This window comes from Candidatus Odyssella thessalonicensis L13 (assembly GCF_000190415.1).
GTDB lineage: Bacteria > Pseudomonadota > Alphaproteobacteria > Paracaedibacterales > Paracaedibacteraceae > Paracaedibacter > Paracaedibacter thessalonicensis.
Window position 1 is genome coordinate 150597 of sequence record NZ_AEWF01000007.1, and the last position, 12293, is coordinate 162889.

Below are 12293 nucleotides of genomic sequence, written 5' to 3' on the forward strand. Positions count from 1 at the left end.
CTGGTGCCCTTGACAATCTTGCTCCCCTGCTTAAAAGGCGAACAAATTGGCCTATATATTGATTGCTCTACTAGCTTTAAGGTTTGTCGGTCGCAATCAGCACATTTTTAATCATAAAGCCTTTGAGGGACTCACCCAGCGGGGTAAGATCACCATGGGAGGTTCCTTGGCCTTAAGCTAGCTGCATCTTGTCCTTAATCCTCAAGAGCAGATCATAGCTGTCAGGATTACTCCTGGTGCCACGGATGAGCGAACTGCTTTAATGCGGACCCACAGAGAGGCTAAAAGGTAAAGGCTTTGCTAATAACGGCAACCGTGGCAAGAATAGTTGCCTTCTAGTACAAAAGGGGGGTCACCAGCTCTCCGGTATCCGTAAAATATGAAGAACTATTGGAGCCCTGTGCCCATAAAATTCTGCAGCAACGGTTTAATTACTTTAATCGACAACAGTTTCGTCAAGATTTTCATTCTCAGGATGCGCGGCTTTATAGTCTTCAATGTAATTGTTTATCAGTTGGTAACATTTAATATGGGGAATAAGGGGATCATCGTCTTGGATCGCTATGGGGAGGGTGCCTTCATGAGAGATTAGAATCGGTAATTTTTGCTCGTAGGCTTTAAGGATTAAATCATCAAAAGGGGCATTCAGCTCCAGACCAGCATTTGTTATTGTCGCCACAAAGTGGGAGGGGAGGAGATAGCCTTCTTTAAAGTGGGCGCTCGTTATGGAGAGTCTTGGTTTCCTGGGAATAAACGTATGAAAAATTATAGTAGCCGCATCGCTACCTTTTATCTTCAGCAGTAATCTCGTGCTTCTCATTATATTTTCTTGTTCCAGTAAAGAGTTATTCTCAGTGTTTGAAAAGCTTCCTTCAAGTTTTGTAAACCCCTGTTCCAGCCACTGAATATAAGGCGGCATTAGATTTCTATTTTCTTCCAGGTAGGTGTGTAAGAAATTATGAATGAAAGTTAAAAAGTTGCGGAAATATTGAAATCTTTTTAGTTCTCGCTCATCCTTGCTAAAGGGAACTAAGCGTTTATAGGTTTCCTCGTTAAAGCTCGGGTTCAAATAGTAAGCTGCGCGGATTAGGTCTTCATTTTTCCAATGCAGCGAATATATGCTGCAGCCTTGCAGCCAGTTCCTAACTGCCTCAAGGGATAAAATAGTTGAAGACTCACAAAATTTTATGGCCAGGAAACTCTTAAGCTTTCTTAAAGATTTATGAGGAAGCAAAATAAGTTTCCTTAGCTTTAGATACAGTTCATGGCCTAAGGGAGGCGTAAAATCATTTAACTGCTCAACGTATGAAAGAATTAATGCACCGCCAGGGGAAACGCCTAGCATTTCTTGAATTTCTTCTTGCAGGAGCATGGCTTTTAAACCCTTAAAAGACTTAGGTAAAAGGGCAAACCGTTGACAAACCTCACGCCAGGTTTGGCATCCAGAGCGAACCGCGATCTTATAGCTCTTAGCAATTTGATGCCATATATAATCATCTTGAGTCTGGCTATACCATAGGCGGCTGCACCGAGCCATAGCCGCAAGATCGGGTGGAGACAGAAAAGTCAAAAGATATTGTTGCACCTCTCCAGGTAAGTCCATTAAAAGATCTTTAACGTTATAAACGTTAAGTGTCCTGTCATATAAAAGTAATGATCTCGATTCTGAAATGGGGCTTGCGTCTACTAGAGCTTCTATTTCGAGTTCAGAACTTATATGCTTTACCGACGGATAGGGCGATCCTGATTCTCTCATATCATCAACCCCCTCAGACAAAGGAAAAACTCCTAACCTTGATAAGGCATCTGAAGAGGAGATAATCCCTTCCTCTGTTTCCTTTCGGGTTCTTTTATGGACTGAGCAGCTAAAATTGCTGTTTCTTGCCGGCAAGGAAGTTCGTGCTGTTAGCCGGGGTAAACTTGACGTTTTTAGGTCGGGCTGATAAGAGTTGCCTCTTTGCCGTTTAATCGGAGGTGCAGAATAGCTAGCAGTTTCAGTGTTCGCGTCTATTGGCGAAGCTTCTTTTAAAGCTTCACTGCTGTTCGCTGGCCCGATGATAAAGTTAGAGACCAATAAAATGTAGACAAATAGCTTGAAGGAGTTATAAAGATTTTTCATTGTTTTTCCCCATCACCTTACGAGGATCCTGTTAAGTTATTATTGAGCTGACGGTGAGCTAAGAGTACAGTTTCGTGCTGCCAAGCATTAAAAGTTCTCTGCTCGTGATTCAGCTAACTATTAAAATATCAGGACCTTTCATGCAAGCTAGAAAAGACAACGGCAGTGTTCACTTGCAGATCTTATCCGGATTATTTAGAAATGACCTGACGCCCCATAGGGGATACCACATACATTGGAATCCCATAATGGTTCCCTCAAGTTGAAGCTATTCGCTATAATCAGGTAATCTTCAAATTCTTTAGCTGTGACTAATGAAGTTTGCTGTGAGTAATGAGATAAGGAACGTTGCTTGAGAATAAAAGCCTCTTTCCAGGTTTCATGTGGCTGGTTAGAAATAACACCTAGTACATGACTGTGCCGACGCCACAAGTTTTCGTCTTTCGTTAAAATGTGCCAAACATGACTGACTAAGGAAAGTCGACATAAATCCTCAGGAGATAGAAACTGTAAGATGTGGTACTGCAGCTCAGCTGGAAGACTTGATAAAGGATCAGAATGTAAAGCAGGAGTAAAAGTGTCTTGGTTGAGTACTACCACCCTAGTCGTTGAATCATCGCTCGCGCTAGCATTAAACAAGAAAAGGGGAAGGCTTAAAATAATAATAAAAGCGAAGAAGCTTTTGGGGAGGGTGAGCATGATTATTACCTTTTTGTAGCTTAAAGTTTGTAGTTATTTTATAAATATGATAGGTATCGGAAATATTTTTCAAGATTTAAATCAATGCTGACTTAAAAGACAGCATAATTCACAGAGGAAAATATAGCAGTAAATAATAAATTTTAAATATATTTTATAATAAGTATTTTTTTGTTAAATGCTTGACTAACTATTCTGTTTCTCAAGATTTTCTAAATAAGATGGATGTAATATGTGCTGGGTATATTACAAAAATTATTATAAGTAAAAGGAAACTATTGCTTCAAGGGTATAATGGTTATAAGTTTTCTGTCATTATTGGAAATAAAACAAAACTTAAGGTCTTGCTGCTGTTATAGCCATGGGTGAGACAGGCTATTAAGTGCAGCTTGTTGTTTATACCGCCAATGAGAAGCAGCTCCGTATTCCGCCGCTTCATCCATCTCAGGGGTGCGGATCTGGACTTCAATAACTTTATTAAAAGGCCCAATTAAGCAAGTATGGAGAGATTGGTAACCATTTGCTTTAGGTTGTGAGATGTAATCCTTTACACGACCGGGGATCGCCCGAAAAGTATCATGGAGGACGTTTAAAACTTGATAGGCTTCCGATAGATTCTGAACAATAATCCTGAATCCCATAATGTCTGATAATTGGTCAAATGTTACATGCTTGTGCAGCATTTTCCTCCAGATAGAATAGGGAGTCTTTCTGCGGCCATTAACGTGGAGGGGGGTAATTTGTGCTCTCTTTAACACTTGTCTGAGCATATGTGTCGTTGCGGTCACCATGTATTCGGCATTTCCCACCACAGATTTTAGACGGCTTTGAATAAAACTATGGGCTGCAGGATCGAGAACTTTAAAGGCCCGGTCTTCCAGCTCATCCTTAACATGCTTCATGCCCATGCAAGCAGCAAGGGGGGCATAAGCTTCCACGGCTTCTCTGGCGATGTCTCTTCTTTTTTTTAGGGAGCTAATGCATTGTAAGGTCCGCATCCGGTGAACTTGTCCTTTTAATTTCGTCCATAAGCTTTGAGAAGAGGGATGAGCTAGTTGAAAGATGTTCGCATTTCTATCGGAAAACTCAGGGCTAATATTACCGCTATCGGCAGTATGAATGAGATGAGTGGATAAATATAGTAAAGAAGGCGTTCGCCGATTAAGGGCGACCGCCTCCTGATCCGGCGCAATCAAGTAGGAGAATGAAAGCGGGACTGCCGGATATGAAGACTGTCCGTCATTTGCTAGACGCGGTACAGAACAGGCTTCTAATTCGCTAGGGGAAAGATGGGTAGCCACTTGAGTGAATTCTTTGGGACAGCCAAGGGCTTGAAAAGGATAAACATCAGCCACGGTTAAAGCGGCAGATGGTGATAAGGTCAACATGACAGCTGTAGAAAGCAGCTGCAGCTTGTATTTTATAGAATACTTATTCATATAAACCTCGTCCTTTCCTGGAACTCATGTATCACTTAATAGCATCCCTATTTATAATTCTGAGTTCTTGTTCTTGGAAGAGATTTAGTGCGTGAAAATGAGCCTGTTTTTAAACAAACCCCGCCGAGACGTGGCTGTTTAGCAAGAAATCCTGGCGGAAAAGAGAGGTCTGAGAGAAGGGGGCCATAGTAAGGAAGAGCGATTGTTCTACAGGGAATTATGCTTCAGGTATTAATATTATTATATTAATAGAACTTCTTTAACGTCGCGATAAAAGTAGGTGGTTTTATTCCGCTGACAATACTACAAAAGCCTGAGCATAAGGCGGCTCATCAGTCATGGATAAGTGAATGCGCCCTGTCAATCCCGAGGGAATACGGGATTGGAAATGATGTTTTGCCATTCCGCTTAGGATAAGGGTAGGAGGGGACCAAGGCTCACGGCGAACTTCGATGTTGTGCCACGTGACGCCTTTGGCAAGGCCGGTCCCTAAAGCTTTGATAAGGGCTTCTTTAGCTGCAAACATTTTGGCGTAGGAAGCCGTGCTATGGGCTCTGAGTTGGGAGCGTTCTTGCTCATAAGCTGTAAAAACTCTGTTCAGGAACTTTTGACCTTGGCGCTTTATAACTGCTTCTATGCGACGGATATCAATTAAATCGCTGCCAATGCCAATAATCATTTAAACTCTTTCTACACTATTGGTGATATGTAAGGTTCGAATACTAGCTAAGACAAGATTTAAATGCTCGGCGTCCTTGACTTCAACATCAATAATGATGTCCCAAAAGTCTGGCGTCCTATTGGTAACCTTAATATTGCTAATATTGCCGCCTTGTTTTGCGATGGCTGTTGAGAAAGAAGATAAACTGCCTGTCATATTAAGAAAGGTGGCCTTTAAGCGCCCGACAAATTTCTGTTGATCATCGGCAGCTTTGCCCCAACTTAGCTCCAGGACGCGATTAGGGTCCGAGAAAGCTTTAAGGACTTCGCAGTTGGCCGTATGAATTGTAATCCCCTTTCCAGTTTTTACAATTCCTGAGATCCGATCTCCCGGTAAGGGATGGCAGCAACCTGCATAGCGCAGGGCCATTCCATCAATTAACCCTTGGATAGACACACCCCCGCTTGAGGCGGAGTCACTGGCTTTTTGCTTCTTAAGTTTGGGCTCTAATCGCTCGGGTTTATCATAAGGATAAACAGCTTGAATCACTTCATGCGTTGATAAAGTGCCTTCCCCGATACTGGCATATAAATCTTCCAAAGCCCCTTGCTTAAGCTGCTCGATTGCTGGGCGAAGAAGCTTTTCTGTTAAGTCTAAGTGAGCGTGCTTGAACGCCTTAACGAGCATTGACCGGCCGAGCTCACTAAACTGCTCACGCTTAAGTTGGCGAATATATCGACGGATATGGGACCGGGCTTTACCGGTAACCACGAAGCGCTCCCAGGTCGGAGAAGGACGCTGAGTCTTTGAGGTAATTACTTCTACCTGGTCACCATTGTTTAAGACGGTGCGTAATGGCATTAAGCGGCCATTAATCTTGGCGGCGGTAATATGGTTACCGATTTGCGAGTGAACTGCATAAGCAAAGTCGATAGGTGTTGCCCCACTGGGAAGTTGGATTAAGTCACCCTTAGGCGTAAAGCAGAATACTTGGTCTTGGAACATCTCCAACTTAGTATTCTCTAAGAATTCCTCCGGGTTTGGAGCTTGATCTAAAATGTCTAGTAATCCGCGCAACCAAGCATATTGCCTACCATCATGGGAAATTCCTTGCTTGTATTCCCAGTGGGAGGCGATACCGTACTCGGCAATCTGATGCATCTCTTCAGTGCGAATCTGTACTTCAATACGGCTATTAAACGGACCAATCAAGCCGGTGTGTAGCGATTGATAACCGTTTGGCTTGGGGGTGGAAATATAATCTTTAAAGCGTCCTGGTAACACAAGATAAGCGTTATGAACGGCTCCCAAAGCGTGATAGACTTCTGGGACAGTATGAACCACGATCCTGAACGCCATAATATCGGATAATTGCTCAAAGGCTACCCGCTTATGCTGCATTTTTTTCCAAATAGAATAAGGTGTCTTTTGCCGTCCATTGACTAAGGCATTCTCGATATTAGCATCTTTTAAAACGCGCTGGATATCATCAATAATAGCTTCAACCGTGTAATCGGCATTCTCGTATAGAAAACTAAGGCGACTTTGTACCGATTCCCGGGCATCTGGATTCATAATGCCAAATGCAATATCTTCAAGCTCATCTTTAAGATGCTGCATCCCCATGCGTTCGGCAAGCGGCGCATAAATCTCGATTGTTTCTCTGGCGGTGCGCTTGCGTTTTTCTGGCGAGCTGACATGATGCAAGGTGCGCATGTTATGCAAGCGGTCTGCTAGCTTGACCAAGAGAACACGAATGTCTGAAGACATGGCCAGCACGAGTTTGCGTAAGTTTTCCGCCTGCTTGGTGTGCTCTGATTGGAGCTCTAGTTGCGATAATTTGGTAACGCCATCGACCAGATTAGCAATATCTTTGCCAAATTGTTTTTCAATATCTTCCAGCGTTGCCAAAGTATCTTCGACAGTATCATGCAACAGGCCAGTAATTACTGTTGATTGATCAAGCTTAAAATCAGCCAAAATCTGAGCCACGGCAAGTGGATGAGTGTAATAAGGATCCCCGGAGGCGCGCAGCTGTGAACCATGAGCTTTCATGCAAAACTCATAGGCGCGTCGAAGCGTCGCTTCGTCAACAGCGGGATTGTTGTGCCTCAATCGGTCTAGTAATTCTTCGAATTGTCGATACATTTTGGGGTCTCATTATACTATCTGTATTATTTTCTCGCATTTTCAAGTCAAAAGGCAAGCAATTCTGAATTTTTAGTTAGAAGAGGTCAATTAAGGGGAAAGATAGGGCTAAATAGTGACGGCGAAGTGAGCCGTACAGGGAATTAAGCGAAGTGATTACTTTTCTCGATTTTGATATATAGTTCCTTGCAGTCAAAATAGTTCTGCGCCTTATAAACCAATAAGTTTATATCTTTGAAGATAATATTTTTGCAGGATGTGGTTGATTCTTTGCCAAGAATTGAGAAGCTATAATGGGAGAACTATTACTTAATCTATTCTTTTATGGTAATTTCAAACTACTTCAGGAACAAGTATCTAGCTCCCTTAATTAAAGGTTTAAGCTTAAGGCAGAGGCTTTTCACATAGGTGAGCCTATGGATCTATTTACAAATAATCAGAAAGCAATTTAAGATTTAAAGTTATTATAAGCACTGTAGCTGCCCAGGCTAGAACGGCCATCCATCTTGGGGTCACGAAGGCTCCCATTTTCTTCTGATCGGTGGCAAATAAAATTAAAGGTATAATGGCCAACGGAAGCTGCATTGACAGAATGACTTGGCTAAACAATAATAACTGTTCTGTGCCTTTATCCCCATACAATAGGGTTATGATTATTACAGGGATAATAGCTAATCCGCGGGTAATAAGGCGTCTAATCCATGGCGGAAAACGCAGATTTAGAAATCCCTCCATCACTATCTGCCCAGCAAGCGTTGCCGTGAGAGTAGAATTTAAACCTGCAGCTAATAAAGCGATGGCAAACATTGTCGCGGCCATATCGGATCCCAAGATAGGCGCGAGTAAATGATACGCTTTAGTGATATCGCCGACATCCGTGTGCCCCGTCTGATGGAAAGCTGCGCTTGCAAGAATAAGAATCGCCGCATTAATGACCAAAGCTAACGTTAAGGCAATTGTGCTATCAACTGTTGCCCACTGAATCGCTTGACGACGGCCCTTGTGTGTTGGCTCAAAAGCACGTGTTTGCACAATTGAGGAGTGAAGATAAAGATTGTGCGGCATAACAGTGGCGCCGATAATCCCAATCGCCACATATAACATCTGTGGATTCTTGACAATATCAGTGCTGGGGATGAAACCTTTTAAAATGCCGTGGAATTGCGGCTGAACGGCAACTATCTGGATGATGAAACAAACCATAATAACAAGGAGTAAAGTAATAACAAAGGCTTCCAGCGCCCGAAAGCCTCGGTTTATTAAAAGCAGGAGTAAGAAAGTATCACAGATAGTGATCAGTGTTCCCATTAAAAGGGGGATGCCGAATAGCAGCTGTAAGGCGATGGCCGTGCCAATGACTTCTGCCACATCACACGCAATAATAGCTAGCTCGCAAGCTAGCCATAAAATAACATTTACAGGACGGTTATAGGATTGACGACAAGCTTGGGCTAAATCCAGGCCAGTACCTATACCTAAGCGTACCCCCAAAGATTGTAGTAAAACGGCCATCAAATTGGAGAGTAAGATGACAAAAAGCAGACTATAACCAAATTGAGAGCCGGCAGCAATATCGGTCGCCCAATTGCCAGGGTCCATATAACCGACAGAGATCAGGTAGCCGGGTCCGAGAAAGGCCAAGAATCGACGCCATCCTGACTTTGGTACTCTAATGCTTCCATTAACCTCAGCTAAGCTGGGAGCATGTTTTAAAGAAGGGAAGGGACGAAAAGGCATTATTCTTAACTTCTCATCATAAAAGGACCTCTTTCTTTATATAGTGCATCATGTAAATCCCTTCATGGCAATACCCTTAAGAATCATCAAAATTTTCTAAATGAATTCGCATTTGTTTCTTAAGGGTAGGCAAATTATTTTCTCCGGTAATCCTGGCGATTTTTCTTGCCTCGATTTAACCCTAAAACTTTATCGGCTCTTCTTGAAGCTTCTCTAATCTCCTCTTCAGTAGGAATATACTCGTCTGTTTCTGATTAATTTTCAGCGTTAGCGGGCTGCGCCGGGGCGCTCGTTTCAACTTGTACTGCTAAAGTGGTATCTACTAAACTTTTAGGATCTTTTGTTAGTTTCGTTGATTGGCCGACATATGCTGCTTGCAAGTTGGATAAATAGCAAAGAAAAACAGTTAGAAATCCTATTCTTGCCACTTGATCCATATTTGATCTTCTACATAAATTATTTATTTTAATAGCCCCCTATTTCTTCTCCCTCCTCAGTAGCTGTTATCCATCCAAAAATCATCCTTCTATGCAGGGCGCTGTGGAGGATTTTGCCGTTCATGCCAGGGACTTTATGGTCGGTATGACTGATTTTTACGTTCTCAAACAGCGGTCTTTTTATTAAAGGATGGGTTAAGAATAAAGACAAGAAGCTCCTCTCTTTTAATTTTTCAGCAAGAAACTTAAAACAGAACAAAGCTTGTTCGCAAGTAATAAACTTCTGATAATTCACAAGCACAGCCACCAGAAGGAAGGGATTATAATTATATTTATGACTTCTTTGAAAAGCACTTTAAATTATATCCGGTAGCTTTGGCATAGCGCACATCACCCAGCTTTATCAGCCATATTAGAATTGATAGTCCAACCGAAGAAGGATCGCAGATAGATGCTGAGAAGAAGAGATCTCAGCATTATAGCTAATTGAAAAAGACAATTGCTCTGTTAAAGATGTCGTAATCCCTAAGGAGGGGTTGAAAACTCGTTGCTGCTTATCATTAATTGATATAGTAAAAGTACTGTTATTATAGTCATATAGAGCTGCGGTAATGGTATGAGGATTCCTGTGGCTTCTTCTATAATTATATCCCAGTCTTGCATACATATAGATTGGCGTTTGCCTAAGGGCTATGGAGCGGGATACTTGAACGCCGAATCTATTTTGGATAAAGCGACTTCTTCGACGGGCAACTTTTAAAGCCGGGTTCAGCCCGCTTGCTGCCTCCCTATACCCGTTCTCCGTTAAATATAAACCTTCAAATCCAACATAAGGAGTTATGGTGGTCTTGGGAGTTATGGCGATATTATATCCTGCTTCTAAAGCTCCACTGAGATGCTGTCCTTTGCGACGATGGCTGTTGACATAGGGAGCAGAAAGAACCTTAAGGTTACGGTTTCCCTTAAAATGATGGTATCCATAAAAGCCAGCTGCATTAACATACCCCTTCTCGCCCATTAACCATTGTCCGTAAACGCCAACACGATAGTTGCTAATCTTTCCTCGCCCGTACCCTTGTTGTAAACGATATGACATCCTCGTATATCCAAGTGTAGCTCCTAAAACTAAATCTTTTAAAACTTGTTGATCTGCACCTAGCGAGGTTGTTGCTAGCTCCGTTTTAACACCTGGTGTGCCTACAGTGGGACTTCTATCTTTAACTGATCTGCGATTCATCAATCCCCCAGATTGCTTTAGCCATAAGGAGGTATTGTTAAACGACACATGTATATCTTGAGGTGCAGGGTGAGATTGAGGACTCCCTGAATTATACTGACAATAAGGAGAAGCTGACTTAGACGAAAAGATCTTTCCTAACTCAAGATTTAATGGATGATAGGCGTGAGAAAGGAGGCGAGCAATCTGGGCAGGTTGTGGATAATTTCCTTGCTGGTGCTTAACATTGCGGGCAATCATTAGGGCAGAAAATATCTCGGTAGACTGACTGAGCTCATAAGCCCCTAATTGGGCGCTAATTAAGCCATTCGCGGCCGGATGCAGCTGATTAAGAGTATTATACAGTTCACTTATAGACAAGGTTGGGAAAATACTATTCAGATTGGCGAGTTGAGAGCCAACCGGTGTATTCGTCTTTACAATATAATTGGCAACTATTCCTGGATTTCCATCTGTCACAACATTATTTAAAGTGAAGCTTTGTACTGCCGTTAGCTCGACACTATTCATTAAATAATTCAGCGTATATCTTAATAAGGCTGAAGAAGAAGTTACAGCATTAAATTGAGTCACAATGGGATTGCCGGCCGTCAAAATAGTATAAGTTTTAGGAGTAGTATAGTTGCCCGGTTGGGGTAAAATATGCAAAGTTCCCCCTAAAGTCGCTGTATTAGTTACTTGGATCAAGTCTGATTGACTGGCATCATTAATTTCACAATTATAAGTCCCATTCGTATTATCAAAGTTCGCCAGAACTTGAATGATTCCTATTGAATTGCCAGGCTTAAGAATTCCTAAATTTGTTAAGTTGTAAACGCTTCCGTTACCTGTGAAGCTGCCGCTGTTGGCAACAGTAACATCAGAGTTAGGTAAGGACCCATTGACCGTTAATTTGCCTCCATTCACTAGCACAGAACCTGAATAAAGTGGATTAGTGGTGGTAATCTGCAACACGCCCGTTCCCTCTTTTACCAAATCTCCTGGACCGCTCAGAGCTCCAGTTAGATTAGCAGTGTTACCATTGGTATCAATGATTCCATCCGTTGTCATGGCAATAGGGTTAGCCACATTGCTCAAGTTCGCAGCAATTATTAACTTTGTTCCCGCATTATTGAATGCAAAGGTTCCTGTGCCCAAGCCTTGATTATCTGCAATTGCTATCGTATCATTGTCCAGGATAATACCATTAAAAGCATTAGCCCCCGAAAAAGTTAAGATACCAGTGCCAAGTTTTCTTAGCGTGAACCCACCATCAATAGTCCCGCTTAAGGTTACATTGAGTCCCTGAGTATCCAAGTTGCTATTAGCATTGATATGGATTGGATTGGCAATGGGCGCTGTTAAACTTGAACTAATCTCTAACGTTGTTCCTGTGCCCGTAAAAGTGATATCTCCCGTTCCTAAACCTTGGTAATGGTTGATACTAATCGTTCCATCGTTAATCGTTGTACCACCTGCGTAAGTTTGAGCACCCATGATTGTCAGCTTTCCGGTACCTTGCTTATTAATGGATCCTCCGCCTGAAATAACATTAGTGTAAGCCAGATTATCAGAACGATTAAAAGTTAATGTACCATTATTAACAATATTTCCCCCGATACTGCCTGTAGTGCCAGCGTTACCGATTTGCAGAGTGCCCGCTGTAATGGTGGTGGTACCGCTATGAGTATTAGTACCTGTAAGAGTCAGAGTATTTGGCCCTTGCTTCTCCACAGAGCCGGTGCCGGTGATGTTGCCGCTATAAGTGGAGGCATCTGAGCGGTTGAAAATCAGGGCGGCATTGTTGGTAATATTGCCACTGAGGCTTCCCGTAGTA

General features: G+C 42.4%; 10 protein-coding genes. 1 reads left to right on the plus strand and 9 read right to left on the minus strand.

Going from position 1 to position 12293, the window contains the following annotated elements; all coding sequences use genetic code 11:
• Nucleotides 1–46: 46 nt before the first annotated feature.
• Nucleotides 47–181 (plus strand): hypothetical protein, encoded by a 135-nt coding sequence (locus tag HMO_RS17265; RefSeq protein ID WP_010303020.1) that lies wholly within the window; start codon nt 47–49, stop codon nt 179–181.
• A 255-nt stretch (nt 182–436) separates the two neighbouring features.
• Here the strand turns inward: HMO_RS17265 and HMO_RS0111150 are convergent, their stop codons facing one another.
• From HMO_RS0111150 to HMO_RS0111195, 9 genes are all read right to left on the minus strand, one after another.
• On the minus strand, nt 437–2119 hold the full coding sequence (locus HMO_RS0111150) for an F-box-like domain-containing protein (protein ID WP_010303022.1): 1683 nt from the start codon (nt 2117–2119) through the stop codon (nt 437–439).
• Between the two features lie 195 nt (nt 2120–2314).
• Nucleotides 2315–2818 (minus strand): F-box-like domain-containing protein, encoded by a 504-nt coding sequence (locus tag HMO_RS0111155; RefSeq protein ID WP_010303024.1) that lies wholly within the window; start codon nt 2816–2818, stop codon nt 2315–2317.
• Nucleotides 2819–3171: 353 nt separating this feature from the next.
• Nucleotides 3172–4257, minus strand: a complete 1086-nt coding sequence (locus tag HMO_RS15820; RefSeq protein WP_010303038.1) for an HD domain-containing protein — start codon at nt 4255–4257, stop codon at nt 3172–3174.
• A gap of 286 nt (nt 4258–4543) precedes the next feature.
• Nucleotides 4544–4936, minus strand: a complete 393-nt coding sequence (gene acpS / locus HMO_RS0111170; protein ID WP_010303042.1) for a holo-ACP synthase — start codon at nt 4934–4936, stop codon at nt 4544–4546.
• The gene (locus tag HMO_RS0111175) at nt 4937–7066 is read right to left on the minus strand and encodes a RelA/SpoT family protein (RefSeq protein WP_029448980.1); all 2130 of its coding nucleotides are present in this window, start codon (nt 7064–7066) and stop codon (nt 4937–4939) included. It lies immediately after the preceding gene.
• A gap of 426 nt (nt 7067–7492) precedes the next feature.
• The gene (locus tag HMO_RS0111180) at nt 7493–8803 is read right to left on the minus strand and encodes an Nramp family divalent metal transporter (RefSeq protein WP_010303049.1); all 1311 of its coding nucleotides are present in this window, start codon (nt 8801–8803) and stop codon (nt 7493–7495) included.
• 254 nt (nt 8804–9057) lie between these two features.
• Nucleotides 9058–9240, minus strand: coding sequence for a hypothetical protein (locus HMO_RS0111185; protein WP_010303053.1), 183 nt, complete (start codon nt 9238–9240; stop codon nt 9058–9060).
• A gap of 28 nt (nt 9241–9268) precedes the next feature.
• Complete coding sequence (locus HMO_RS0111190) at nt 9269–9451, minus strand: hypothetical protein (protein ID WP_139016879.1); 183 nt, start codon at nt 9449–9451, stop codon at nt 9269–9271.
• A 201-nt stretch (nt 9452–9652) separates the two neighbouring features.
• Nucleotides 9653–12293 (minus strand): autotransporter family protein (locus tag HMO_RS0111195; RefSeq protein ID WP_010303062.1); only part of this gene is annotated, 2641 nt, incomplete at its 5' end.